This is a genomic window from Brevundimonas sp. NPDC007368 (genome assembly GCF_042869015.1).
Taxonomy (GTDB): Bacteria; Pseudomonadota; Alphaproteobacteria; order Caulobacterales; family Caulobacteraceae; genus Brevundimonas.
The window spans coordinates 367,828-393,572 of sequence record NZ_JBIAFA010000001.1 but is presented as its reverse complement, the minus strand read 5'-3'; the positions used below and the strand labels follow the sequence as shown (position 1 = coordinate 393,572).

Genomic DNA, 25,745 nt, shown 5'->3' with positions numbered 1-25,745 from the left:
GGGGGGGGGGGGCCCCCGGGGGGGGGCCCCCCCCCCCCGCCGGGGGGGGGGGGGGGGGGGGCCCCCCGGCGGGGGGGGGGGGGCCCCCCCCCCACCTCATGCTCAAGCTCTGACTATTAGAACGCAGCACTCGCCGCTCGCCCCCTCCACCGCTTCGCGGTCCCCCTCCCCCGTCGCTGCGCGACAAGGGAGGATTGAAGAGTGACTTAGGGGGCGAAGGCGTGTCGCGCGCCTTCGCCCCCTCTTCGTCCCGTCGCGGCCCTCGGGGGCTCAGGCGGCGGCGAGGCGATCCATTTCCGCCGTCAAGGCTTCGGCCTGGCGGGCCAGTTCACCCGAGGCGTTGAGCAGTTCCGACGAGGCGTCGCTGGTCTGCACGGCGGCGGCGTTGACCCCGGCGATGCTGGTCGAGACCTGGCGCGTGCCCTCGGCCACCTGGGCGACGTTGGCGGCGATCTCGCGGGTGGCGGCGGACTGCTCCTCGACCGCCCCGGCGATGGCCGAGGCGATGTCGGCCACCTTGCGGATGGTGTCGGTGATGCTGCCGATGGCCCCGACCGAGGTCTGGGTCGCCGACTGCATGGCCGCCACCTGGGACGAGATTTCGTGCGTCGCCCGCGCCGTCTGATCCGACAGGCTCTTCACCTCCGAGGCCACGACGGCGAAGCCCTTGCCCGCCTCGCCCGCCCGCGCCGCCTCGATGGTGGCGTTGAGCGCCAGAAGCTTGGTCTGGCCGGCGATGTCGTTGATCAGGGTGACGACATTGCCGATCTTCTGCGCGGCGTCGGCCAGGGTGCGGATGGCCTCGCTGGTGCGGTCGGCCTCGGTCACGGCGTGCTGCGAGATGCTGCTGGACTCGGCCACCTGCCGCGCGATCTCGGCGATGGAGGCGGTCAGTTCCTCGCCCGCCGAGGAGACGGTCTGGACGTTGACCGAGGTGACCTCCGCCGCCGCCGTCACCGACCCGGCCTGGCGCGTGGTTTCCTCGGCAGTGCCCGCCATGCCCTCGGCCGTGGCCCGCATCTGCGAAGCCGCCGAGGCGACGATGCCCGAGATTTCCGTCACCCGCGCCGCCACCTGTTTCTGGGCGCTGATGTCGGTGGCGAACTTGACCACCTTGAGCGGCGTGCCGCGCGCGTCGAGGATGGGGTTGTAGCTGGCCTGCAGCCAGACCTCGCGCCCGTCCTTGCCGACCCGACGGTACTGACCGGCGTCGTATTCGCCGCGCCCCAGCTTCTCCCAGAAGGCGCGATAGGCGCCGGACTGCACCTCGGCGGGGTCGACGAACATGGAGTGATGGCGGCCGACGATCTCCTCCAGCCGATAGCCGGTAGTGCTCAGGAAATTGCCGTTGGCGCTCTGGATCACGCCGTCCAGGCTAAACTCGATCACCGCCTGGGCCTTGCTGAGCGCCTCCAGCATCCCGGCGTGCTTGCGCAGCTCGGTGACGTCGTTCCACTCCAGCACATTGCCGACGTAGTCGCCGCCGGCGTCCAGCACCGACATGACCCGGAGCGCGAACCTCAGGTCGCCGACGCTGATCTCGGCGATGTGCGGGCGAGCCAGGGGGTGGGCCAGCATGGCGCGCTGGTGCGATGGGTCCTTGTGGAAGACGTCGATGGAGGTCCCGACCATCCGGTCCAGCGCCACCCCGGGGAAGGCGCGGGCGAAGGCGGCCTCGTTGGCCCTGAGCAGGGCGCGTGTGGCGTCGTTCAGGTCGATGATGGTCAGGTCGCGGTCGACCATCATCAGGGCGGCCGAGGTGGACCGCACCACCGCGCGGGCGAAGGCGTCGGGATCGTCCTCGGGCCCGGCCACGATCAGATCGTCCAGGCTCTCAGCAGCTTTAGCGGCGGCGGCGGTGCGCGACATGGCAGGCTCCTTGGTGGTCCGTTCAGGCCGCAGCGGCCGGGGCGGACAGGGTGAAGGTCTGTTCGATGTTGAGGATCAGCAGGGACGCGTCGTCGTGGCGGTAGAGGCCGTCGCACAGGGTCCGCCATTCGGGGGCCAGGGTGACGGGCAGAGGCTCCCTGGCCGCGCGGTCCAGCCACAGGACGTCGCCGACGTCCTCGACCTGAAGCGCGTAAAGCTCGCCGCCGCGTTCGACGATGACGCTCATGTGGGGCTGGCCGACCTCGCGCGGCGGCAGGCCCAGGCGGCGGCGCATGTCCACCGCGGTGATGATGCGCCCGCGCAGGTTCAGCGACCCGGCCACCTCGAACGGGGCCAGAGGCACGCGGTCGATCCGCACCGGGGCGATCACGTCCTGCACCCGCAGCAGGGGCACCCCGATCATCTGCTCGCCGACGCGCACCGAGACGAAGCCTTCGAGCGAAGGGTCTGTCGAAGCAGGGCTCATGCGGCCTCCTGATCGTTGGAAAGGACTTCGGCCACCTCGCTGAGCAGGGCCTCCTGCGGCGGGCCGCTGAGGAAGGCGGCGCCCAGGCCCAGCAGGGGCGTGGCGTGCCAGGCCGAGGCGCGACCAAAGGCGGTCGCCATCCGCCGCGCCGTCGATCCGGCAGGGCTGGTGTCGGCCAGGATGAGGTCGAAGGCTGCGCCCGCGTCGTGAAGCGCCAGCGCCGCCTCGGGATCGGAAGCCACCTCGACATCATAGCCCGCCTGGCCCAGCAACGGCCCCAGCAGCATCCGCACGAAGGGGCTGTCATCCACGACCAGCAGACGCTTGGGGACGCGGGCGGGCGCGGGCGGAACGGCCGCCTCGCCCTCCCGCCCGACCTCGCCGTCGCAGCGCCGCCAGTAGAAGTCCACGTCGATCAGCTCGGTGGCCCGGCCCGCCACCACCAGGCTGCCGCTGACCCCGGTGGAGGCCCCCGTCAGTTCGGCGCTCGCCGTCGCCTCGATGATGTCGACGATCTCCTCGGCCATCAGGCCCAGACTGCGCGCCCCGCGCGAAAAGACCAGCAGGGGCCGCTTGGCCTCAGGCGCGCGCGACAGGGCCGCCCCGTCGGCGCCCAGCACCGGCATCAGTTGGCCGCGATACTGGACCAGCGAGCGCCCGTCGGCCCATTCCAGCATCGAGGGCTCCAATTCCTCGATGCGCGCCACGCCCGCCAGCGGCGCGGCCTTCAACCCGTCGTCGGCGGCGCGGAAGACCAGCAGGGCCTCGGCGTCCGCCTCGCCGGTCGCGGCTTCGATCAGGACCTCGTCGCCGCCGTTCAGCAGGGCCCCCGCGCCCGCCTCGACCGCCATGCCCTTGAAGTCCAGGATCATGATGACCGCCCCGTCCCCGAGGATGGTGGCCCCGGAATAGAGCTTCAGGTGACGCAGGATCGAGGCTGTCGGCTTGACCACGATCTCCTCCGTGTCGAACACCCGGTCGACGATGACGCCGAAGTCGAAAGCCCCGACCCGGGCCACGACAATGCAAGCCTCGCCGCGCGGCCCTTCGGGCGCCTCCAGCCCCAGCAGGGCTTGCAGGGACACCAGAGGCAACAACCGGTCGCGCAGGCGCAGCACCTCGGCGCCGTTGATCTGTTCGATGCGGCGACCCGCCGTTCCATTGGCGCTGACCAGTTCGATGATGCTGGCCTGGGGCATGGCGAAGCGCTCGCCGCAGCATTCCACCACCAGCCCGGCGATGATGCTGAGCGTCAGGGGGATGCGGATCGTGAAGCGCGTCCCCTGCCCCTCGACGGAGGCCAGCTCGACGGCCCCGCCAATGGCCTCGATATTGGTGCGCACCACGTCCATGCCGACGCCGCGTCCCGACACTGCCGTCACCGAGGCGGCGGTCGAGAAACCGGGCAGGAAGATCAGCTGGCGCGCCTCGGCGTCGCTCATCGCCGCCGCCTGCGCGGGATTGATCAGGCCGACGTCCAGCGCCTTGGCGCGGATGCGGGCGGCGGGCAGGCCGCGCCCGTCATCGGCCATCTCGATCAGGATGGCCCCGCCCTCATGCCGGGCTGACAGAGTGATGCGGCCGATCTCGGGCTTGCCCGCCGCGCGACGCTGCTCGGGCGTTTCCAGCCCGTGGTCGGCGGCGTTGCGGATCATGTGGGTCAGGGGGTCGCGGATCAGCTCCATGACCTGTCGGTCCAGCTCTGTGTCCTCGCCGGTCATGACCAGGTCGATGCGCTTGCCCAGGTCCGAGGCCAGGTCGCGCACCAGTCGCGGCAGCTTGGCCCAGGCGCCGCTGATCGGCTGCATCCGGGTGGTCATCACCCCTTCCTGCAGTTCGCTGGTCACTTGGTTCAGGCGATGCAGGGGCCCGGCGAAGGGCGTCTCGGGCTGGTCGCGCAGGGTCTGGATCAGTTGGTTGCGGATCAGCACCAGCTCGCTGACCATGGTCATCAGGCCTTCCAGGGTCTCGACGCCGACGCGGATGGTCTGGGGACCCTTGGCCAGCTCGGCGCGATCGGCGCGCGACGGCTCGGCCTCGCGCTCGGCAGGCGGCGCGGCCAGCAGGGCTTCGACCGCCTCGGCCTCGGCTTCCAGCTCGATCAGGCTCTGACGCACGGCCTGAACGAAGGCGGCTTCACGCGATGCCAGGGCCTCGCCGAAGGTCTCGGCCAGGGCGCGTTGCAAGGCGCCGGGCGCCGCCGTGGCGCGGGCGACGCCGCACAGGGCCTCGCGCCATTCGGCCTGCACCCGGTCCAGATCGATCCCGGCGAACAGAGGGCCGGTGTCGGGCGACGCAACCAGACCGGCCAGCGCGCCCTCGCAGGCGGCGTCCAGCGTGGCCTCGCCGCCGACCCGTTCCAGCAGGGAGCGCGACGCGGCAGACGCGGTCGCCGCCGGGGTGCTGTCGCCCGCGTAGATACGGTCCAGCCGCGCGATCAGGGCGCGGTCGTCGCCCTCGGGCTCTACGCCGGTTTCGGCCAGGCCCTCGATCACGGCGCGGACCACGTCCACCGCGTCGAGGATGGCGGTGACGGAAGGCCCATCAACCGCCAGGGTCCCGTCACGATAGAGGCCCAGAACGTTCTCGGCGGCATGGGTCACGCTCTGCAGCCGCATCAGGCCGAGGAAGCCTGAGCCGCCCTTGAGGCTGTGGATCAGGCGGAAGATGTCGCCCAGCAGGTCCGGGTCGTCCGGCGTCTGCTCGAAGCGGACCAGCTTGGCGTCCACGGCCTCGATGCCCTCGCGGGCTTCGGACACGAATTCGATGATGACGTCGTCCACGCTCGATCATCCCCCCGAGAGCGGCGGAACCGCTTCTGTCGGACACAACTTTCAAGGGAAATCGGTTAATCTAAGCTTAAGCGAATACACCTTAAAGCTGTATCGCCGCCCCTGAGGGCTCGGCGCGTCCTTCAATCACAGCGGCCTGTATGGCCGCGCCTGTGCAACGAGGAATAGAATGGCCGCGGACAAGAGCATGAACGTCCTGGTGGTGGACGACTACAAGTCGATGGTGCGGATCGTACGGGGGATGCTGAACCAGCTGGGCTTCGTCAACGTCGATGATGCGCCCGACGGGGCGGCGGCCATGGCCCTGCTGAAGGAGAAGACCTACGGCCTGGTGCTGTCGGACTGGAACATGCAGCCGGTCACCGGGCTGGAGCTGCTGAAACAGGTCCGCGCCGAGGAACGCACGAAGAAGACCCCCTTCGTCATGGTCACCGCCGAAGCCAAGGTCGAGAACGTCATCGCCGCGCGACAGGCCGGGGTGAACAACTACGTCATCAAGCCCTTCACCCTGGCTGTGCTGAAGCAGAAGCTGACCTCGGTCGTGGGCGAGATCTGATCATGACCCCGCAACAGATCCTGGCCGAGATCGATCATCTGCGACGCGAACTGGCGATGGCCGCCGACGATCTGCTGTCCGCCGCCGAGCAGGGTCTGACCCTGACGGGGATCGAGCCGATGGACGCCGAGGCGGTGACGGCGAGCTTTCACCGCATCCTCGCCGCCTGCAGTTTTCAGGACCTGGCCGACCAGAGGATCGACCGGCTGCTGACCGCCCTGACAGGACGCAAGGCTCCGCCCCGGAGTTCACAAGAATGTCCCGACGCCGCCCTGCTGAACGGCCCGGCGCTGGCGGGCGAGACGGGCCTGAACCAGTCGGCGGCGGACGCCCTGATGGCGAGATAAGGCCGCTTCAAGGCTTGCCAAGCCGTCGCCAAAGGGGTGCAGTAGGAGCTCGTTCCGCAGCCACCGTCCGGGCGCCGCCATCCTGATCTCCCGTTCCAGCCGGTCCGCTTCATGACCGCCCCCGAGACCGCGCCGCCCGTGCGCACCGGGGCGCTGGCGCCGCTGAACCATCCAGTCTTCCGCGCCGTCTGGATCACCAGTCTGGTGACCAATTTCGGGGGTCTGATCCAGTCGGTCGGCGCCGCCTGGATGATGTCCTCCATCGCCTCGGCCCAGATGGTGGCCCTGGTCCAGGCGTCCGTCACCCTGCCCATCATGCTGCTGTCGCTGGCGGCCGGGGCGCTGGCGGACACGGTGGACCGGCGCAAGATCATGCTGGCGGCCCAGAGCTTCATGCTGCTGGTCTCGGCCGGGCTCGCGGTCATGACCTATGTGGGCTGGATCACGCCCTGGGTATTGCTCAGCTTCACCTTCCTGATCGGCTGCGGCACGGCCTTCAACGGCCCGGCCTGGCAGGCCTCGGTCGGCGACATGGTTCCGCGCGAGGACCTGGCCGGGGCCGTGACCCTGAACTCCATGGGCTTCAACCTGGCCCGCAGCGTCGGCCCGGCCATCGGCGGCATGATCGTGGCGGCGGCGGGAGCGGCGGCGGCCTTTGCGGTCAACGCCGTCAGCTATCTGGGCCTGCTGGTCGTCCTGTTTCGCTGGAAGCCCGAGCGGCCGAAACAGACCCTGCCGCGCGAAGGCCTGCTGGCGGCCATGGCCGGGGGTCTGCGCTACGCCTTCCTGTCGCCGCGGGTGACGGCGGTGCTGCTGCGCGCCGTAGTGTTCGGCGTCGGGGCCAGCGCGGTTCAGGCCCTGATGCCTCTGGTGGCGCGCGAGGGCGGCGGCGGGCCTCTGGCCTTCGGCCTGTTGCTCGGCGCCTTCGGCGTGGGCGCCGTGGGCGGGGCCCTGTTCGTCGGGAAGCTGCGCGCCAGGTATGAAACCGAGACTTTGGTGCGCGCCTCCACCCTGGCCTTCGCCGTCGCGGCCGCCGTCGTGGGCTTCAGCCCCTGGCTGGCCCTGACCCTGCCGGCCCTGATGATCGCGGGCGCGGGCTGGGTGCTGACCCTGTCCAGTTTCAACGTGACGGTGCAGATGTCGGTGCCGCGCTGGGTCGTGGCGCGGGCGCTGGCGCTTTATCAGATGGCGGCCTTCGGCGGCATGGCGGGCGGCAGCTGGCTGTGGGGCTCGCTGGCCCAGACGCAAGGCCTGGACACGGCGCTGGGTCTGTCAGCGGGGGTGCTGGTCCTGTGCGTCCTGATCGGGCTGAGGGTGCCCCTGCCCTCGACCGCCAATCTGAACATGGACTTGCTGCGGCGCTGGACCGAGCCGCAGACCCAGCTAGCCATCGAGCCGCGCAGCGGACCGGTGATCGTCACCATCGCCTATCGCATCCGCGAGGAAGACATCGACGCCTTCCTGGCTGTCATGGACGAGCGCCGCCGCGTGCGCCGCCGCGATGGGGCGCGGCAATGGCATCTGATGCGCGACCTGGCCGAGCCGGACGTCTGGGTCGAGAAATACCAGACCGCGACCTGGCTGGATTACGTCCGCCACAACCAGCGCATCACCCAGGCCGACGCCGACATCTCGCAGCGCATCTACGCCCTGCATCAGGGGCCGGACAAGCCGGTGGTGCATCGCCTGATCGAGCGGACGACCGCGCCCCTGGCCGCCAACCTGCACGGCGACCGTCACTATGGCGAACCTCTGACGGACCCGACGCGTTCGTCCTGAGCATGACCCCGTCGCCCACCCCCTCGCCTGGTTCTGAGCCGCATCGGGAATGGTGGCGCGGGGCGGTGATCTATCAGATCTATCCGCGCAGTTTCGCCGACACGAACGGCGACGGGATCGGCGATCTGAAGGGGATCACCGCGCACCTCGATCACGTGGCCTCGCTGGGCGTGGACGCGGTGTGGATCTCGCCCTTCTATCCCTCGCCGATGAAGGACTTCGGCTATGACGTGGCCGACTATTGCGACGTCGATCCGGTGTTCGGAACCCTTGCCGATTTCGACGCTCTGCTGACCAAGGCGCATGATCTGGGACTGAAGGTCGTCGTCGATCAGGTCTGGTCACACACCTCGGACCGACACCCGTGGTTTCAGGCCAGCCGACAGGACCGCACCAATCCTTACGCCGACTGGTACGTCTGGGCCGACGCCAGGGCCGACGGCGCGCCGCCGAACAACTGGCAGTCCGTCTTCGGCGGGCCGGGCTGGACCTGGGATGCGCGGCGCGGCCAGTATTATCAGCACAACTTCCTGCCCGAGCAGCCGCAATTGAACGCCCGCAATCCGGCGGTGCAGGAGGCCCTGCTGGCGGTCGGTCGGTTCTGGCTGGACCGGGGCGTGGACGGTTTCCGCCTGGACGCCGTCAACTTCATGATCGGCGACCCCGCCTTGCGGGACAATCCGCCCCTGCCCACCGGCGGCAAGCGCACCCGCCCCTTCGATTTTCAGGACAAGATCCACAACCAGTCCTCGCCCGACATCCTGCCCTTTCTGGAGCGGGTGCGGGCGCTGACGGATTCCTATGAGGGCGGCCGCTTCACCGTGGCGGAGGTCGCCGGCGACCACGCCGCGCGCGAGATGAAGGCCTTTACCGCCGACGGCCGCCTGCACAGCGCCTACGGCTTCCTCTACCTCTACGCCGAGCGGCTGACAACCGATCTGGTCAGGACGGGGACGGAGATGTGGCCCGGCGATCCCGGCGAGGGCTGGCCGTCATGGACCTTTTCCAACCACGATGCGCCGCGCGCGGTGTCGCGCTGGGCCGAGGGCCGCGACGAGCGGCGGTTGGCCGAGATGCTGATGCTGCTGCTGGTTTGTCTGCGCGGCAATGTCTTCGTCTATTACGGCGAAGAGCTGGGCCTGCCCCAGGGCGAGGTGCCGTTCGAACGCCTGGTCGATCCGGAGGCCCTCGCCAACTGGCCGCAGACCCTGGGCCGCGACGGCGCCCGCACGCCGATGCCGTGGATCGCGGGCGCTCCCTTCGCCGGGTTTTCAGGCGTCGAGCCCTGGCTACCCATCGACACGCGCCACCCGGCCATGGCGGTGGATGTCCAGGACGCCGATCCGGCCTCGATGCTGAACGCCGCACGCCGCATCCTGGCCCTGCGCCGCGCCCATCCAGCGTTGAAAACGGGGACGATGACGATGCTGGCGACCGAGCCCCTGCTGGTCTTCACCCGCCAGGGCCAAGGCGAGACCCTGCTGGCGGTCTTCAACCTCGGCCACGAGCCGCAGGCGTGGAGCGCGCCCGATGGCTACGTCCCGATCGACGCCGTCAACCTAGCCGAGGCGGGAACCCTGCCGCCGCTGGGCGGCATGCTTCTGCGCCTGACCACGCCTTGATCACGCCGCCCAAAGCCTTGCCGCGACGAGGGATTTTCAGCCCGCGTTCGCTCAGGTTCCGACCCATCCGTTTCAACTTCACACCATGTTGCAGCGCACACATCCCATGAACGCTCGACAAACGAAAAAACTGGTCTAGGGAACGGGCGCGGGGAACTTCGCGTAAGGTCAAGACCATGAAGATCGCAGTCCTGGGCGCCGGCGTCATCGGGGTGACGACGGCTCACTATCTGGCCAAGGCGGGCCACGAGGTGACAGTGATCGACCGCCAGAGCGGCCCGGCGCTGGAGACCAGCTTCGCCAACGCCGGCGAACTCTCCCCCGGCTATTCCTCGCCCTGGGCCGCGCCGGGCATTCCGGCCAAGGCGGTGAAGTGGCTGTTCATGCGTCACGCCCCGCTGATCCTGCAGCCCCACATGAACGTGGCGACCGTGCGCTGGCTGCTGGCGCTGCTGCGCAACTGCACCTCGGCCCGCTATGCCCTGAACAAGGCGCGGATGGTGCGTCTGGCCGAATACAGCCAGGAGGTTCAGACCGCCCTGAACGCCGAGCTGGGCCTGCAATACGACCACCGCACCCAGGGCACCCTGCAGCTGTTCCGCACCCAGAAGCAGCTGGACGGCATCTACAAGGATACCCAGGTCCTGCGCGAAGGCGGCGTGCCGTTCGAGGTGCTGGATCAGGACGGCTGCATCCGCGCCGAGCCGGGCCTTGCGGCCACGCGCGACCTGTTTGTCGGGGGCTTGCGCCTGCCGAAAGACGAGACCGGCGACTGCTTCAAGTTCACCAATGCGCTGGGCGACGTGGCGATCGCTCAGGGCGTGACCTTCCTCTACGACACCGCCATCAAGGCCCTGACGACCGACAAGGGCCAGATCAGCGGCGTCGAGACCAGCCGCGGCCGGATCACGGCCGACGCCTATGTCCTGGCCCTGGGGTCGTACTCGCCGCAGATGGTCAAGCCGCTGGGCATGACCCTGCCGGTCTATCCGGTGAAGGGCTATTCGATCACCGCCCCCATCATCAACGAACCCGCCGCCCCCGTCTCGACCATCATGGACGAGAGCTACAAGGTGGCCATCACCCGCCTGGGCGACCGCATCCGCGTCGGCGGCATGGCCGAGATCTCGGGCTACAACAACGTCCTGCCGGAACCGCGCCGCAACACACTGGAACATTCGGTGGGGTCGCTCTTCCCCGGCGCGGGCGACCTGAAGGCGGCCAGCTACTGGTCCGGCCTGCGTCCGATGACGCCGGACGGCACCCCGGTCATCGGCAAGACGAAGTTCGAAAACCTGTTCCTGAACACCGGCCACGGAACGTTGGGCTGGACCATGGCCTGCGGCTCGGCCCGCGTCATCGCCGACCTCGTCAGCGGCCAGACCCCGGACATCGAGACGGCCGACCTGGGCATCGCGCGGTACGGCCAATAAACCCTTCTCCCCTTGAGGGAGAAGGTGGCAGGCGAAGCCTGACGGATGAGGGGTGCGAAGAAATTCGTACGAGGCCTCATGTCAGATCGTCCCGCTGACACCCCTCATCCGGCCCTGCGGGCCGCCTTCTCCCTCAAGGGGAGGAGGAATTATGTATCCTGCCGCGCCTTCGCCGCCACCGACCGCAGACCGGCCAGCAGGGCGGCGCTGGTGGCGTCGGCCTGACAGCCCGCCGTCAGGATCAGGCGCATGGCCTGGACGTGGACGGCGACCGTGGGCCAGCTCCAGGCGCCGCTGACCTGCATCCGGTCGGCCACGTCGCACAGGCTGTAGCCCGCCTCGTACAGCGGTCCGGTGTCGAAGAAGCCCGCCGTGTCCAGCAGGGACGAAGCCAGCTTGTAGACCTGCGGTTCGCTGCCCGCCGCTGCGGCGGCGGCGACCAGCTCCAGCTCGGTGATGGTGCCGGCGACGGTGATCATGACGTCGTCGCGGTGACGCTCCAGCCGCTCGTTGGCGCGGCGCTCGACGTCGGCGAGGGTGCGGCCGCCCGGCTGGGCCATCTGGCGCGCCAGGGTGGTCTTGATCTTCAGGGTGCGGGCTTCGGTCACAACGCAACTCTTTGGGGCTTCATCAGCATGTCGATGTCGGACTGGTCCATGTTCGCCTCGACGGCGGCGCCGACGTGGGCGGACAGGTCGTCCTTGCGCCGTCCGGGCATATTCAGCGGCGGGCCGAAGTTGCGCACCCGACGATCGGGCCCGACATAGTTCTCACTTTCGACGAACTCGCGCTCGTCGCCCGCCAGCCACAGGATGCGGCGCAGCAGGACGGCAGGGGTCAGGGGCTTGGTGACCACGAAGCTGACGCCGCAATCGCGGCCTTCCTGCACCTTGGCCTGCGAGGCGTGGCCGGTCAGCAGGATGACGGGGATGAAGCGCAGGGGCGCCGGGGTCTCGCGCCGCAGCCAGCGGGCGAAGGCGTAGCTGTCCATCTCGGGATCGGCGCAGTCGATGACGATCAGGTCCACGGCCCGATTCTGGATGATGCGCACGCCCTCGGTCGCCGAGGCGCACTTGATCTGCTCCTTGACGCCAAAGCCCTGAAAGACCGAGCTGAGCATATCCAGCGCCTGCGGATTGTCGTCGATCAGCAGGACGGTCGACTGCTCCAGATTGACGCGGTCGGCGGCGCTCATCAGTCGAACAGCAGCAGGTCGCCGGCCACGGCGGCCGGCGCGACTTCGGAAGCGGAGAGCCTCACCCGGAACGACATCTCGCGCAGGCGGTCGGCCATCTCGGCCAGAGGCAGGGCGGCCAGGGCCGTGTCCATCGGCTGATCGGCGGCCAGGGCGCCGGCCAGACCCGACAGGGCGTCGACGCGCTGGCTCAGCACGTCGAAAGCCTGCATCCGCGTCAGGAAGGTCAGGCGCTGCTCGGGCGGGGCCAGGCGCAGCAGTTCGGACACCAGGCCGCCGGCCTCGTCCACGCCCGCGCGGATGTCGGCCAACTCGGCAGCGACGGCCGCCAGCAGGCCCTTGGCGTCGTAATCCTTCATCAGAACAGCTCCAGCGCGCCGGAATCGACGGGCGGCGGAGGCGGCGGCGTGGGTCGCGGGGCGACCGCGTCCGTAACCGCGCGTTGCAGCGCCCGACCCGTCACCGGCCAGTAATGCAGTCGACGCCCCCCGGCGCCCCTGAGGCTGGCGCCGACCACGGGGATGCCCTCGTCGGCCAGAAAACGTTCGGCGAAGTCGGCGTTGGACGTGCCCACGTCCTTCAGCGAGTCGAACATGCGGCCGCCGCCGAACAGCTTGGCTTGCAGCCGGTCGCGACGCCCGCCCGCCTTCAGCACGTCGTTGATCAGCAATTCCATCGCATAGGCGCCGTAGCGACGTCCCGCGTCGGTCCCCGCCCCGGCCCCTTCGGGCAGCAGGAAGTGGTTCATGCCGCCGACCCCGGCCACGGGATCGCGCAGGCACATGGCGACGCAGCTGCCGAGCACGGTCGAGAGCACGACATCGGGATCGGACGTCACATAGTGCTCGCCCTGTCCGACGTGGATCCGCCGTTCGGTCATGTGCTGATCGCCGGCGCGGATCATGTCAGCGGGCCGAACACGCCTTCCAGCTTGTCTTTCAGCTGGGCGGTGGTGAAGGGTTTGACCAGGTAGTTGTTCACGCCGAACTGCACGGCGCGCTGCACCAGTTCGCGGTCGGCGCGGCCGGTCAGCATGATGAAGGCGGTCTTGGAGGTCGGCGGGTGGGCGCGGATGGCGCGCAGCAGGCCCAGACCGTCCAGGTTCGGCATGTTGAAGTCCGATATCACCAGATGCACCGGCTTGGTGATGATGGACCGCAGGGCCAGCTCGCCGTCGGCGGCTTCGCTGATCTCGCGCACGCCGATCTGCTGCAGGCTGTTGCGGACTAGGGAGCGCATGGTCAGCTGGTCGTCGACGACCAGAACATTGAGGGCGGAAGCGGCGGGCATACGGGTAGTCCTTACGCGACAGGCTTTGAGGCGTGGGCGCCGGCGGCGCACAGGTCGAGAATGGCGGAGGCGAGACGGGGCAGAGACAGCTGGCGCTCCACGGCGCCCAGCTCGAAGGCGGCGCGCGGCATGCCGTAGACGACGCTGGAGGCTTCGTCCTGACCCAGGGTGCGGGCGCCGGCCTGGCGCATGGCCAGCAGGCCCTTGGCGCCGTCCTTGCCCATGCCGGTCAGGATGACCCCCGTCATGGGGCGGCCCAGACGGGCGACCGAATGGAACAGGACGTCCACCGAGGGGCGATGGCCATTGACCGTATCGCCTGCGACCAGACGGCAACGCCCGCCCGAGACCTCCAGATGCCGCTCGCCGCCGGGGGCGATATAGACATGGCCCGGCATCAGGGGCGCGCCGTCCACGGCCTCGGTCACCGTGGCGCCGGACGCCTTGTCCAGACGGGCGGCGAAGCTCTTGGTGAAGGTGGCGGGCATGTGCTGCGTCACCACCGTCGCCGGACAGTTGGCCGGGAAGGCCGTCAGGATGTTCAGCAGGGCCTCCACCCCGCCGGTCGAGGCGCCGATAGCCAGGACATGGTTAGCGTCGGCGCGATAGGCGCGGTCGACAGCACGCGCCTCACGCGCTTCCAGCGGCCGAACACGCGAGCGGGCGGCGATCTTCACCTTGTCGGCCAGGTCGGCGAAGGCTTCCTGGGCCGGCACGCCCGGCGCGGGCTTGGCCACGGCGTCCACGGCGCCGACTTCCAGCGCCGCCAGGGTCACGTCGGTCCCGGCCTGGGTCAGGGTCGAGACCATGACGACGGGCATGGGCCGCAGGCGCATGATCTTCTCGAGGAACTCCAGCCCGTTCATATTGGGCATCTCGACGTCTAGGGTGATGACGTCGGGGTTCAGCTCCTTGATGGCGGTACGGGCCTCCAGCGGATCAGCCGCCGTGCCGACCACCGAGATCTCGGGATCGCGGCGCAGGACGGCGCTGATCAGGCTGCGCATGGTGGCGCTGTCGTCGACGATCAGGACGCGGACGGGATCGCTCATGCCCGGCCTCCCAGTCTGTAGGCCGTCAGCCCGCAGGTCTGCAGCTGCGCAACCGCCGGGCCGCTGACGCGCTCGGAATGGCCGATGTAGAGGGTGGCGCCGGGGTTCATCATCGGGGTGAAGCGGCTCCAGACCAGCTCCTGGGTCGCGTCGTCGAAGTAGATGACCACGTTGCGGCAGAAGATGACGTCGAACTTGCCCCGCATGGGCCAGTCGCCGATCAGGTTCAGTTCGCGGAACGACACCAGACGACGCAGGGTCTCGTCGGCGCTGAACAGGCCGGGACGCGCAGCGACGGGATCGAAATGCTTGCGGCCCGAGGCCGGAACCGGCGACAGCAGCTCCTCGGAATAGATCCCGGCCGCGCCCTCGGCCACCATGTTGGGGTCGATGTCGGTGGCCAGGATGCGCACGTCCAGGTCCGCGGCTTCCGGCAGGACGTCCAGCACGGTCAGGGCCATGGAATAGGGCTCCTGTCCGTTGGAACAGGCCGCCGACCACAGGCGCACCCGACCGCCGGCCCGCGCACGGGCCGCCAGTTCCGGCATGACGTGGTCGCGCAGGTGATCGAAGTGGTGCGGCTCGCGATAGAAGCGGGTGACGTTGGTGGTCAGGGCCGCGGTCATGGCCTGGCGCTCGTCGACCCCCTCCACGCCCTCGATCAGGGCGCAGTAGTCGCGGAAGCTGCGCAGTCCGAGCAGGCGCAGGCGCTTGGCCAGGCGCGAATAGACCAGGGCGGCCTTGCCCTCGCTCAGGGCGATGCCGGCGTGGGCGTGCAGGGTCTGGGCGATGTGGCGGAAATCCTCGGCGGTGAAGACGAACTCGCCTTCCACCAGGGACGCCCGCCCGGAGGCGGTGGTCATGCGGCTTCGGCTTCGCTTTCAGCCGGCAGGACGTGTTCCAGATCAATCAGGCTGATCATGCGGCCGCCCTCGACGGCGAAGATGCCCTTGACGAAGGTCTTCACATGGTCGCTGGCGACGTCGGGCGTCGGCTGAATGGTCGAGTCCGTCAGTTGAACGATGTCCGACACGGCGTCGACCAGCAGGCCGACCAGACGGTTGCCGACATGGGCCACCATGATGACGTGGCGGGCGGTCGGCTCGGCCGTGGCCAGGCCGAAGCGGGCGCCCAGGTCGATGATCGGCAGGACGATGCCGCGCAGGTTGATCACGCCCTTCATGTAGGACGGCGAGCGCGGCAGCGGCGTGGCCGGGGTCCAGCCGCGGATCTCGCGGACGTTCATGATGTCGACGCAGAATTCCTGCTCGCCGATGCGGAAGGCGATCAGTTCGCGGTCGGCGCCGGCGACGTTGGAGGTGACTTCGGTCATGGTGCTCAGCTCGCCATCTTCAGTTCGGGGCGGTTGGATTTGCGGCGCCCGGCGATGACCAGGGCGTCGATGTCGAGGATCAGGGCGACGCTGCCGTCGCCCAGGATGGTCGCGGCGGAGACGCCGTCGACGTGGCGGTAGTTGGTCTCGAGGCTCTTGATCACCACCTGGCGCTGGCCGTTGATGGCGTCGACCAGCAGGGCGGCGCGCGAGCCGGCCTCGGTTTCGACGATCATCACCACCCCGTTGACCAGATCGGCCGCGCCGTCGCGGAAGCCCATGACGCGGGCCACATCGACCAGGGGCACGAATTCCTCGCGGAAACGGATCACCGCGTCATGGCCGCCGACGTGGTGGATGTCCGACACCTGCGGCGTCAGGCTCTCGACGATGGCCGACAGGGGGGCGACCAGGGTCTGTTCGGCGGCCGAGACCACCATGCCGTCCAGCACCGCCAGGGTCAGCGGCAGGCTGAGGGTGAAGGTCGAGCCCTTGCCCGGAACCGAACTGATCGAGATGCGGCCGCCGAGCGCCTGGATGGAGCGCTTGACCACGTCCATGCCGACGCCCCGGCCCGAGACGTCGGTGACGGTCTCGGCGGTCGAGAAGCCCGGCAGGAAGATCAGGTTGTCGACCTCGTCGTCGGTCAGGACGGCGTCCTCGGCGATCAGACCGCGCGCCACGGCGATGCCGCGCACGCGCGGGCGGTTGATGCCCTTCCCGTCGTCGGCGATCTCGATGACGATGCGGCCCGAGCGGTGCAGGGCGGCCAGACGCACCGTGCCCTCGGCGGGCTTGCCGGCGGCCTCGCGCTCCTCGGCGCTTTCCAGCCCGTGGTCGATGGCGTTGCGCAGCATGTGGGTGATGGGCTCGGCCAGGCGTTCGACCACGGTCTTGTCGACCTCGGTGTCCTCGCCGGACGTGACCAGACGCACGCGCTTGCCGGTCATGTCGGCCACTTCGCGGACCAGGCGCGGCATGCGCTGGAAAACCGACTTCACCGGTTGGGCGCGGATGGCCATGACGCTGTCCTGGATGTCGCGCGTCAGCAGCTCCAGGTCTTCCAGACCCAGGGCGATGTCCGACGAGCGGGCCAGACCGCTCTCCATCACGCGCTGGGCCAGCATCGCCTGCTGGATGACCAGTTCGCCGACCACGTTGATCAGGCGATCGACCCGATCCAGATCGACGCGGATGGTCACCGGCGCCACGGCGGCGGGGGCCGAGGGCGCAGCGACGGAGGCCGGAGCGGCGGGCGCGACCGGCTTGGGCGCGGCGGCGACCGGCGTCGGCGCCGGGGCCGGAACCGGGGCTGCGGCGACGACCGGCGCGAGAACCTCAGCCGGAACGGCGGGCTCGACCGGCGCGGCGGCCTTGGCCAGCAGGGCGGCGATGTCGATCTCAGGCTCGGCGGGGGGCGCGTCCAGAACCGGCAGCGGCGGCAGCGAGGCCTCGACCGGGGACTGGGCGCCGCCCAGGGCGGTGATGCTCAGGTCGCAGTCCATCTCGACGAAGTCGAAGACGTCGCGCACGGCCGCCTCGGCCACGTCGCCGGTCAGGACGATGGTCCAGATCAGGTGGGCGTCCTCGGCGTCCAGCGCCTCCAGCGACGGCAGGCCGCTGGCGTCCAGCTCGACCGAGGTCTGGCCCAGCCGCGTCAGTTCGCGCAGCAGCAGGCTGACGTCGTTGGCGCTGGCGTAGAGGCGAGGGTGCGGGCGGAAGACGATGCGCCAGCCAGCGGCGCTCGGCGCGGCCAGGTCCGGCAGATCAAGCGAAGGCAGGTCGAGCGACGGCAGCTCGGTCGGGGCGCCGAAATCGGCCAGGTCGAGCGTCAGGGGCGTGAAGCCGAAGTCGTCTTCGTCCTCGACAGCGGCGGCGGCCGGGGCGACCGAGGCGGCGACGCCGTGGGTCAGGACTTCCAGTTCGGCGACCAGACCGGCCGAGCGCGCGGCGTCCACCGGCGCGCCGGTTCCCTGCGCCGCAGCGATGTGGTCGGCCAGCACGTCAGAGGCGCGCAGCAGGGTCTTGACCGTAACGTCGTCGCATTCCTTACGGCCCGAGCGCAGCTCGTCCATCAGGGTCTCGAAGACGTGGGCGAAGCGCACCAGGTCTTCCAGGCCGAAGGCCCCTGCCCCGCCCTTGACCGAGTGAACGGCGCGGAAGACGGCGTTGATCGTCTCGATGTCGCCTTCGCCGGTCTCCAGCGCCAGCAGATTGGCTTCCAGATCGCCCAGCAGTTCGTTGCACTCCTGGAAGAAGGTGACCTTGATGGCCTCGAACGGATCGTCGCTCATCTTGTAATCCTCAGTCCTCTCAGGCCGCGACGCGACGGACGGCGTCGATCAGCTTGGCCGGGTCGAAGGGTTTGACGATCCAGCCGGTGGCCCCGGCCTCGCGGGCGCGCTGCTTCTTGGCGGCGTCGCTTTCGGTGGTCAGGACCAGAACCGGGGTGGCCTTGTGGTTGGGGTCGGCGCGCATGCCCTCGATGAAACCGAAGCCGTCCATGCGGGGCATGTTGATGTCGGTGATGACGATGTCGGGGTTTTCGGCCCGCAGCACCTCCAGACCGTGGATCCCGTCCTCGGCCTGAACCACGCGATAGCCGGCGTCTTTCAGCGCCAGCATCAGCATGTCCCGCATGGTGCGGGAATCATCGACGGTCAGAATGGTCTTGGTCACGCGAGTTGTCCTTGCGGAGCGAGGTCCGCGGCGGAGGCCCCAAAGGCGCTCCATTGCGAGGCCAGGGCCTCGGAAACATTGATGAAGGTCAAGGCCTGGCCGTCGGCGCGCCAGGTCGCCAGCGCCGACAGCAGGACCTGAAGGCAGAGGCCGCCCAGACGCTCGACGGCCGAGGCGTCCAGGGTCGCCCCCTGGCCGCGCACGGCCAGGAGTTGCGCTTTCAGGGGGTCGGCGGCGCGCAGATCAAGCACCGCCGGAAGGGTGATCAGGCTCGACATCAGAACTCTTCCCAGCCGTCTTCGATCGGCTGCGCCTTGAGGGCGGCGCCGCCGCGGCCGACGGTCTTCAGCGCGGCGATGGTCTGGGCCACCGGCTCGGGCGTGCGGGCCACCGGCTGCGGCGCGCGGACCGGGGCCGGCTTCTTCGCGGCGACAGGCGCGGCGGCCTGGCCGGTGCGGAAGCGCGACACCGAGGCGGCCAGGACGTCGGCCTCCTGCGACAGCGAGTGACTGGCGGCGGTCGACTGCTCGACCATCGCAGCATTTTGCTGAGTGACCTGATCCATCTGGTTCACGGCGGTGTTGACCTGTTGCAGGCCGGTGGCCTGCTCCTGGGCCGAGGCCGAGATTTCCGAGACCAGGCCGTCGATCTCGGCCACGCGGCTGACGATGCGCTGCAGGGCCTCGCCGGTCTGGCCGACCAGGGTCACGCCCGCCCCGACCTGCTGGCCCGAGGCCGAGATCAGGGTCTTGATCTCCTTGGCCGCCTCGGCCGAGCGCTGGGCCAGGGCCCGCACTTCCGAGGCCACCACGGCGAAGCCGCGGCCGGCGTCGCCCGCGCGAGCGGCCTCGACGCCCGCGTTCAGGGCCAGGAGGTTGGTCTGGAAGGCGATCTCGTCGATCACCCCGATGATGTTGCCGATCTGGGCCGAGGACTGCTCGATGGCGTTCATCGCCTCGACCGCGTCGCGGACGATGACGCCGCTCTTCTCGGCGTCGCCGCGGGCCGACTGGACCACGCCCGAAGCCTGACGGGCGCCGTCCGCGGTGCGGTTCACCGTGGCGGTGATCTGGTCCAGGGCGGCGGCGGTTTCCTCCAGCGAGGCCGCCTGCTGCTCGGTGCGGCGCGACAGGTCGTCGGAGGCTTGGCTGATCTCGCTCGAGCCCGAACGGATGGCGGCGACGTTGGTCACCACCACGGCCACGGCCTGTTCCAGCTGCGAAATGGCGGCGTTGAAGTCGGTCTTCAGCTGTTCAGCCTTGGGCGCGACCTGGACGGTCATGCGGTGGGTCAGGTCGCCGCCGGCCATGGCTTGCAGCCCCTCGGCCAGAGCCGTGATGGCGACGCGGTCTTCCTCGGCCGCCTTGGCCTTCTCGGCCTCGACGCGAGCGCGCTCGTCCTCGGCGGCCTGACGCTGGGCCACGGCCTCGGCTTCCAGACGGGCGTTGGCGATGGCCGCGTCCTTGAAGGCCGTGACGGCCGAGGCCATCTGGCCGACTTCGTCCTTGCGGCCCATGGCCGGAACGATGATCGAGGTGTCCCCGCTTGCCAGACGACGCATGGCCGAAGTCATCGACAGAAGCGGCTTGCCCAGCAGGTTGGTCAGCAGGAAGGCCATGGCGGCGGCGATGATCAGGGCCAGGACGACCCCGCCGATCAGCACCATTCGCACCGACTTGGCGACCGAATCCTGAATCTCGCCGAAGACGCGGCTCTGCTGCGACTTTTCATCGACGAGGATCTCGAGCGCGTCCTCGGCCGGGCTGATGTATTTGTCGGCTACGCCTTCGCGGCCGACCATGGCCACGGCCTGGGCCCGGGTCGCCGGGTCAGCGGAGAGGACGCGGCCCGCCTCGACGACGTTCTTGGCCCAGTCATCGGCGGCGACGCGCGCCGCGCGGACTTCCTCCTCGCTGGAGCGATCCAGCTGGGCGATCCGGTCCAGGCTCTTGTTGAAGTTCTCCCGGTGCGCGCTCAGTCGCTCCAGATAGAAGCCGTCGCTCGACAGCAGGAAGCCGCGATAGCTGCTTTCCTGGCGCGCCAGGTAGAATTTGGCCGTTTCGGCTTCACGCTGCACGGCCGACGCCCGCACCCGGTCCATGCGCGCTTTTTCCAGCGCATTGACCTGTGCGAACACCGTCACGCCCATGGCGACGATGGCCAGGATGACGACGGCGAAGGCCGCCATCAGTTTCCGCTCGATCTTCAGGTCGCTCAACATGTTCATTGGTCTTCCCCCCGGAACTTTCTGTTCAATCGGCTCAGAGCGCGAACGTCAGGGCGCCCACCAGGCGTCCGTCGTAGTTCTCGCCCAAGGCGTGGCTGTCGGTGTCGTACCAGCGCAGGTCCAGCGCCAGCTTCTCGGTCAACTTGTGTTTCACGCCGACATTCCAGGCGGCGTATTCGGCGCCGCCGTCGGCGGTGCGGTCGGCGATGGCGGCCGAGGCCTTGGTCTTCGGACCGACCGAAACCGTGCCCTGGACCTCGATCCACCAGGCTTCCTTGGTCGCGGCGAAGCCGTCAGGCGTGTAGTTGACGCGCAGACGGGTGCTGACCGGGCCGATCTTGCGCGAGGCGTCGGCCTGATATTCCCAGTAGTTGGCGTCGACGCCGGCGCGGGTGCCGGGCAGGTCGCGGTTCACCACCGAAAAGTCGAACTTGTAGCCGGCCGCCTCGGGGCGCCAGCCGACGGCGCTGACGATCTCGGCGTCCGAGCCTTGCGACAGCTTGGCGGTGGAGACGAAGACGTTGGCGTAGAAGGCGCCGGAGGAGACTTCGACCGTGCCGTTGACGCTGGGATCCCCGGCGCTCTTGCCCAGACCCTTGCCGACATATTCGCTGGCGACGCCGACCTGGGCGCTGAAATCCGGAGCTTCAATGGAATGCGCCTGGGCGGCGCCGGCGCCCATCGCGGCGCTCAGGCCGGCGAGAAGCGGGATGATGACGGCGCCGTTCTGGCGCTTAACGCAACGCTGTTCGAGCATTTTTACCTCAGTGATCATGAGGCTTTTCTGGCCGAACAACCGTAGATTTTTGTAAATCAGGAACTACGTAGAAATCCGCATCCTGTCAGAATTTGCCCATTCGACGCCCTGCGGAACCCAGGCCTTGGACCATGCCGGCGAGACAAAGGGGAACATCCTTAACGGTCGACAACCATATTTACAGTAATTGCCATTTTTTTGCCTCTATACAGCTCGGCAACACGCCATCAGGATTAAGCAAGCGCACAGAAGCTCATGGTTAATGACCGGTTTGCGAAATGCGCGACCTATGTATAGAAGGCGCGCCTCGGCGAGATTCTGTAGATTTCACCTCCACAGCTTACCGTTCAGCAATCCAGAAGCGTGAGGAGAGATCCCATTCAATCGGCGATAGATAGCCTTCTGTCTCTCGCAAGCGCCGTGTCGCGTCGGCGTTGGAGCGGGATCGTGCTGGCGATCATCGCGGTGGGCGGGGCGGTCGGCTTCAGAAGCCTGCTCGAAGGCCTGGGACAGTTCTACTATCTCCCCATGGTGCCCGCGGTCCTGATCACCGCCATGCTGGCCCGGCGCATCGCCACCAGCCTGGCCATCGCCCTATCCATCGCCGTCAACCTGACCCTGGTGCCGCGCGAAAGCCTGACCGACGCCCTGACCAACGCCCTGCTGTTCGCGGCGGTGTCATGGATTCTCGCGGAAGTCTGCTGGGCCATGCGCGCCATGCAGGATCGCACCCGCGACCTGTCCCGACAGCTGGCGGCCAAGGACGTCATGCTCAACACCGCACTGGCCTCGGTGCCCGTGGTGACGCTGAACGCCGAGGGCGAGGTGCGCCACCTGAGCCCCGCCGCCTCCACCCTGTTCGGCCTCAACGAAGCCGCGGCCGTCGGCCGGCCCTTCTCCGAGCTGGCCTCAGGCTTCGATGTCGCGGCGATCCTCGGGTCCGGCGCGACCGGCGGGGCGCTGGAAGCCAGGGACGGCCACTGGACCGGCCTGCGTCCCGACGGGGCGACCTTTCCGTTGAGCATTCAGTTCGGCGTGGCGTCGGACCCGATCGGCGACACTCATGTGGCCCTGTGCCTGACCGATCTCAGCCGATGGCATGCGGCCGACGCCCAGGCCCGCGAATTGCACGCCCAGTTGAACAAGGTCTGGCGCCTCAACTCGCTCGGCGAGATGGCCGCCACCCTGGCCCATGAACTGAACCAGCCGCTCAGCGCCGCCGCCACCTATCTGCACGCCAGTCAGGTGGACATGGAAAAGGCTGGAGCCTTGGGCGGCAGCGCCCTGCGCACCGTCGAACTGGCCAAGGGCCAGCTGTTGCGCGCCGGCAAGATCATTCGACGGATGCGCGAGCTCCTGTCGCCGGAAGCGCGCCGCCTGGACAGCGAGCGCGCCTCTTCCATGGTCGAGGACCTGGGCCCCATCCTGACGATGATCGGCTCCAGCAAGGGCGTCGCCATTCGCATGGAGATCGAGACCGGGAACGACCGCGTCCGGGCCGAGCGGATCCAGTTCCAGCAGGCCATGGTCAACCTGGTCCGTAATGCGGTCGAGGCCGTCGGCGAGCACGCCGCGCCCGAGGTGGTCATCGTCGGTCGCCCGACTTCGGACACGCACTATCGCATCAGCGTCGAGGACAACGGCCCCGGCATCGCCGAAGACCAGATCGAGCGGATCTTCCAGCCGCTGACCACCACCAAGACCGGCGGCATGGGGCTGGGCCTGTCCGTCACCCGCACCATTGTCGAAAGCCACGGCGGACGACTGCAAGTCTCGAGAAGCGCGTTGGGGGGCGCGGCCTTCTCGTTCACCCTCAACCGAGAATCGAGCGTCGAGAACGCATGAGCCTCCACTCCGTCTTCATCATCGACGACGACGCCGCCGTCCGCGATTCCCTGCTGATGCTGCTGCGCGGCGAAGGCATCCGGGCGCGCGGCTTCGCCAGCGGCGTCGACTTCTTCAAGAACCTGCCTGAAGACGCCACCGCCTGCGTCATCACCGACGTACGGATGCCCGACATGGAAGGCGATGAAGTCGTTCGCCGCCTGACTCAGCTGCGCGGCGCCGCCTGGCCCGTCATCGTCATCACCGGCCACGCCGACGTGCCGATGGCGGTGCAGATGATGAAGGCCGGCATCGTCGACTTCATCGAAAAGCCTTTCGATCCGCGCCGCCTGATCGAGACCGTGCGCGGTTGCCTGACGCGGCTGAACGCCGTCGGTCACGAGCAGGCGACCCGTGCCGCCGCCGAGCAGCGCCTGACCCGCCTGACCCCGCGCGAACGTCAGGTCTTCGACGCCCTGATCCACGGACATTCGAACAAGGCCATCGCCCTGGATCTGGACATCAGCCCGCGCACGGTCGAGGTCTTCCGCGCCAAGGTCATGGCCAAGATGGAGGCCGACAGCCTGTCGGCCCTGGTCCGCATGGGACTGGCGCTGGGCTAGGCGTTTCGCCGTCTTGCAGCCGCAGGCTTTGCGGCGCGTTATGACGGCTCCCCATGCGTCAGGAGCCGCCCATGTCCGATCCCGCCCGCCTGCTGCGCCGTCAGGCCTACATCGACGGCCGCTGGGTCGACGCCGACAGCAGCGCGTCCTTCGAGGTGACCAACCCGGCGACCGGCGAGGTGCTGGCCAGCGTGCCCGACATGGGCGCGGCCGAGACCCGGCGCGCCGTCGCCGCCGCCGAGGCCGCCATGAAGCCCTGGGCCGCGAAGACGGCGGGCGACCGGGCGCGCATCCTGCGCCGCTGGTTCGACCTGATGATGAGCGAACAAGAGGCGCTGGGCCGCCTGCTGACCCGCGAACAGGGCAAGAGCCTGACCGAGGCCAAGGGCGAGATCGCCTATGCCGCCGGCTTCATCGAATGGTTCGCCGAGGAGGGTAAGCGCACCTATGGCGAGGTCATCCCGACCTATGACGCCGGCAAGCGGCTGATGACCCTGCGCCAGCCGATCGGCGTGGTCGGGGCCATCACACCGTGGAACTTCCCCGCCGCCATGATCACCCGCAAGGTCGGCCCGGCCCTGGCCGCCGGATGCGCCGTGGTGCTGAAGCCCGCCAGCCAGACGCCGCTGACGGCCCTGGCCCTGGCGGTGCTGGCCGAGGAGGCCGGCCTGCCGCCCGGCCTGTTCAACGTCGTCACCGGCTCGGCCTCGGTCATCGGCGGCGAGCTGACGTCCAATGAAGCGGTGCGCAAGATCAGCTTCACCGGCTCGACCGAGATCGGCCGTCTGCTGATGAAGCAGTCGTCCGAAACCATCAAGAAGATGAGTCTGGAGCTGGGCGGCAACGCCCCCTTCCTGGTCTTCGACGACGCCGATGTGGACGCGGCGGTGGCGGGGGCCGTCGCCTCCAAGTATCGCAACGCGGGCCAGACCTGCGTCTGCACCAACCGCTTCTATGTGCAGGCGGGGGTCCACGACGAATTCGTCGAGAAACTGGTGAAGGCGACCCAGGCGCTGAGGGTCGGAAACGGCCTGGACGAGGGCGTCCAGATCGGCCCCCTGATCGACGAGAAGGCGGTCAGCAAGGTCGAGGAACACGTCGCCGACGCCCTGGCCAAGGGGGCGAGCCTGCTGACCGGCGGCCAGCGTCACGCCCTGGGCATGACCTTCGTCCAGCCGACCGTCCTGTCGGGCGTCACCCAGGACATGAAGATGTGCCGCGAGGAGACCTTCGGTCCCGTCTCCGGCGTCGTCCGTTTCGAGACGGAAGAGGAAGGGATCGCCCTGGCCAATGACACCATCTTCGGCCTGGCGGGCTACTTCTACGCGCGCGACCTGAGCCGCGTCTGGCGCGTGGCCGAGGCGCTGGAGACCGGCATGATCGGCATCAACACCGGCCTGATCTCCACCGAGGTCGCGCCGTTTGGCGGGATCAAGCAGTCGGGCCTGGGCCGCGAAGGCTCCAGCCACGGCATCGAGGACTATCTCGAGATCAAATACCTCTGCATGGGGCTTTAGGCCCGATCAGTCCTCGGACGGCTCGGTCTCGTCCTCGCCCGCCGCGCGGCCGGCGGCCTTGGCGGCGCGCTTGGCGGCCTTGGCTTCGGCCTTGGCCTCGGCCTTCTTGGCCTCGGCGCGCTCGCGCTCCTGACGTTCAAAGCTGTAGTTGGGCTTACGGGCCATGGATGTCCTCTCGCGCCGGGGTCGCCGAACGGCGACGTCAGGTCTTCATGTGATGCCTGTCGCGGTCCACGACAACACGGAAACGCCCTAACGCCCCAGATTTCGCACCCCACACGGACGATAGACGCCGTTCGACCAAAGTCGCTCTCTCCAAAGCCCGCGACCTGCTGTCACTCTGCCTTCCGACGATCCGGCAAC

The 25,745-nt window shown here is 68.9% G+C and carries 24 protein-coding genes and 1 pseudogene; 8 read left to right on the top strand and 17 right to left on the bottom strand.

Features of this window, described 5'->3' with window-relative positions:
* Positions 1 to 270 precede the first annotated feature (270 nt).
* The 3 genes from ACFYLW_RS01940 to ACFYLW_RS01930 are packed head-to-tail and all read right to left on the bottom strand — an operon-like array spanning position 271 to position 5,139.
* Positions 271 to 1,869 (bottom strand): methyl-accepting chemotaxis protein, encoded by a 1,599-nt coding sequence (locus ACFYLW_RS01940; RefSeq protein ID WP_390182623.1) that lies wholly within the window; start codon positions 1,867 to 1,869, stop codon positions 271 to 273.
* Positions 1,870 to 1,891: 22 nt separating this feature from the next.
* Positions 1,892 to 2,356: a chemotaxis protein CheW gene (locus ACFYLW_RS01935; RefSeq protein ID WP_292084239.1), complete on the bottom strand. Its 465-nt coding sequence runs from the start codon at positions 2,354 to 2,356 to the stop codon at positions 1,892 to 1,894.
* A complete protein-coding gene (locus tag ACFYLW_RS01930) occupies positions 2,353 to 5,139 on the bottom strand; it encodes a hybrid sensor histidine kinase/response regulator (protein WP_390182621.1) in 2,787 nt (928 codons plus the stop codon). The genes ACFYLW_RS01935 and ACFYLW_RS01930 overlap by 4 nt, the downstream gene beginning before the upstream one ends.
* 178 nt (positions 5,140 to 5,317) lie before the next feature.
* On the opposite strand from ACFYLW_RS01930, the gene ACFYLW_RS01925 reads away from it, so the two are divergent.
* The 5 genes and pseudogenes from ACFYLW_RS01925 to ACFYLW_RS01905 form a co-directional block, all read left to right on the top strand.
* Positions 5,318 to 5,704, top strand: coding sequence for a response regulator (locus ACFYLW_RS01925; RefSeq protein WP_292084241.1), 387 nt, complete (start codon positions 5,318 to 5,320; stop codon positions 5,702 to 5,704).
* Positions 5,705 to 5,706: 2 nt separating this feature from the next.
* Positions 5,707 to 6,051, top strand: a complete 345-nt coding sequence (locus ACFYLW_RS01920; protein WP_390182619.1) for a hypothetical protein — start codon at positions 5,707 to 5,709, stop codon at positions 6,049 to 6,051.
* Positions 6,052 to 6,162: 111 nt separating this feature from the next.
* Positions 6,163 to 7,830, top strand: coding sequence for an MFS transporter (locus tag ACFYLW_RS01915; RefSeq protein ID WP_390182617.1), 1,668 nt, complete (start codon positions 6,163 to 6,165; stop codon positions 7,828 to 7,830).
* Between the two features lie 2 nt (positions 7,831 to 7,832).
* On the top strand, positions 7,833 to 9,452 hold the full coding sequence (locus ACFYLW_RS01910) for an alpha-glucosidase (protein ID WP_390182615.1): 1,620 nt from the start codon (positions 7,833 to 7,835) through the stop codon (positions 9,450 to 9,452).
* 158 nt (positions 9,453 to 9,610) lie between these two features.
* A pseudogene (locus ACFYLW_RS01905) lies at positions 9,611 to 10,885 on the top strand (D-amino acid dehydrogenase); the annotation flags it as partial.
* Positions 10,886 to 11,034: 149 nt separating this feature from the next.
* On the opposite strand, the gene ACFYLW_RS01900 reads toward ACFYLW_RS01905, so the two are convergent.
* The 13 genes from ACFYLW_RS01900 to ACFYLW_RS01840 are packed head-to-tail and all read right to left on the bottom strand — an operon-like array spanning position 11,035 to position 21,418.
* Positions 11,035 to 11,493 carry a chemotaxis protein CheE gene (locus tag ACFYLW_RS01900; protein WP_390182614.1) on the bottom strand — a complete coding sequence of 153 codons (459 nt, stop codon included), beginning with the start codon at positions 11,491 to 11,493 and terminating at the stop codon, positions 11,035 to 11,037.
* Positions 11,490 to 12,080 carry a response regulator gene (locus ACFYLW_RS01895; protein ID WP_292084248.1) on the bottom strand — a complete coding sequence of 197 codons (591 nt, stop codon included), beginning with the start codon at positions 12,078 to 12,080 and terminating at the stop codon, positions 11,490 to 11,492. The genes ACFYLW_RS01900 and ACFYLW_RS01895 overlap by 4 nt, the downstream gene beginning before the upstream one ends.
* The gene (locus ACFYLW_RS01890; RefSeq protein WP_313105059.1) at positions 12,080 to 12,439 is read right to left on the bottom strand and encodes a hypothetical protein; all 360 of its coding nucleotides are present in this window, start codon (positions 12,437 to 12,439) and stop codon (positions 12,080 to 12,082) included. The genes ACFYLW_RS01895 and ACFYLW_RS01890 overlap by 1 nt, the downstream gene beginning before the upstream one ends.
* A complete protein-coding gene (locus ACFYLW_RS01885) occupies positions 12,439 to 12,984 on the bottom strand; it encodes a chemotaxis protein CheD (RefSeq protein ID WP_292084250.1) in 546 nt (181 codons plus the stop codon). Before ACFYLW_RS01885 ends, ACFYLW_RS01890 begins: the two co-directional genes overlap by 1 nt.
* Positions 12,981 to 13,370, bottom strand: coding sequence for a response regulator (locus tag ACFYLW_RS01880; protein ID WP_292084252.1), 390 nt, complete (start codon positions 13,368 to 13,370; stop codon positions 12,981 to 12,983). The genes ACFYLW_RS01885 and ACFYLW_RS01880 overlap by 4 nt, the downstream gene beginning before the upstream one ends.
* Positions 13,371 to 13,381: 11 nt before the next feature.
* On the bottom strand, positions 13,382 to 14,422 hold the full coding sequence (locus ACFYLW_RS01875; protein ID WP_390182613.1) for a chemotaxis response regulator protein-glutamate methylesterase: 1,041 nt from the start codon (positions 14,420 to 14,422) through the stop codon (positions 13,382 to 13,384).
* Complete coding sequence (locus tag ACFYLW_RS01870) at positions 14,419 to 15,285, bottom strand: protein-glutamate O-methyltransferase CheR (RefSeq protein WP_292084254.1); 867 nt, start codon at positions 15,283 to 15,285, stop codon at positions 14,419 to 14,421. The genes ACFYLW_RS01875 and ACFYLW_RS01870 overlap by 4 nt, the downstream gene beginning before the upstream one ends.
* Positions 15,282 to 15,755: a chemotaxis protein CheW gene (locus ACFYLW_RS01865; protein ID WP_292084255.1), complete on the bottom strand. Its 474-nt coding sequence runs from the start codon at positions 15,753 to 15,755 to the stop codon at positions 15,282 to 15,284. The genes ACFYLW_RS01870 and ACFYLW_RS01865 overlap by 4 nt, the downstream gene beginning before the upstream one ends.
* Before the next feature lie 5 nt (positions 15,756 to 15,760).
* Positions 15,761 to 18,049 carry a chemotaxis protein CheA gene (locus ACFYLW_RS01860; protein WP_390182612.1) on the bottom strand — a complete coding sequence of 763 codons (2,289 nt, stop codon included), beginning with the start codon at positions 18,047 to 18,049 and terminating at the stop codon, positions 15,761 to 15,763.
* Positions 18,050 to 18,068: 19 nt separating this feature from the next.
* Positions 18,069 to 18,434 (bottom strand): response regulator, encoded by a 366-nt coding sequence (locus ACFYLW_RS01855; protein WP_292084257.1) that lies wholly within the window; start codon positions 18,432 to 18,434, stop codon positions 18,069 to 18,071.
* Positions 18,431 to 18,712 (bottom strand): STAS domain-containing protein, encoded by a 282-nt coding sequence (locus ACFYLW_RS01850; RefSeq protein WP_390182611.1) that lies wholly within the window; start codon positions 18,710 to 18,712, stop codon positions 18,431 to 18,433. Before ACFYLW_RS01850 ends, ACFYLW_RS01855 begins: the two co-directional genes overlap by 4 nt.
* The gene (locus ACFYLW_RS01845; RefSeq protein ID WP_390182610.1) at positions 18,712 to 20,661 is read right to left on the bottom strand and encodes a methyl-accepting chemotaxis protein; all 1,950 of its coding nucleotides are present in this window, start codon (positions 20,659 to 20,661) and stop codon (positions 18,712 to 18,714) included. Before ACFYLW_RS01845 ends, ACFYLW_RS01850 begins: the two co-directional genes overlap by 1 nt.
* 34 nt (positions 20,662 to 20,695) lie before the next feature.
* Positions 20,696 to 21,418 (bottom strand): TorF family putative porin, encoded by a 723-nt coding sequence (locus tag ACFYLW_RS01840; protein ID WP_292083552.1) that lies wholly within the window; start codon positions 21,416 to 21,418, stop codon positions 20,696 to 20,698.
* A 447-nt stretch (positions 21,419 to 21,865) separates the two neighbouring features.
* Between ACFYLW_RS01840 and ACFYLW_RS01835 the strand changes: the two genes are divergently transcribed.
* From ACFYLW_RS01835 to ACFYLW_RS01825, 3 genes are all read left to right on the top strand, one after another.
* Entirely contained in the window at positions 21,866 to 23,263 is a 1,398-nt protein-coding gene (locus ACFYLW_RS01835) for a sensor histidine kinase (protein WP_390182609.1), read from the top strand.
* A complete protein-coding gene (fixJ, locus tag ACFYLW_RS01830) occupies positions 23,260 to 23,865 on the top strand; it encodes a response regulator FixJ (protein WP_292083554.1) in 606 nt (201 codons plus the stop codon). The genes ACFYLW_RS01835 and fixJ overlap by 4 nt, the downstream gene beginning before the upstream one ends.
* A gap of 71 nt (positions 23,866 to 23,936) precedes the next feature.
* A complete protein-coding gene (locus tag ACFYLW_RS01825; RefSeq protein WP_390182608.1) occupies positions 23,937 to 25,382 on the top strand; it encodes an NAD-dependent succinate-semialdehyde dehydrogenase in 1,446 nt (481 codons plus the stop codon).
* A 6-nt stretch (positions 25,383 to 25,388) separates the two neighbouring features.
* Here the strand turns inward: ACFYLW_RS01825 and ACFYLW_RS01820 are convergent, their stop codons facing one another.
* Positions 25,389 to 25,547 (bottom strand): hypothetical protein, encoded by a 159-nt coding sequence (locus ACFYLW_RS01820; RefSeq protein ID WP_312065880.1) that lies wholly within the window; start codon positions 25,545 to 25,547, stop codon positions 25,389 to 25,391.
* Positions 25,548 to 25,745 lie beyond the last annotated feature (198 nt).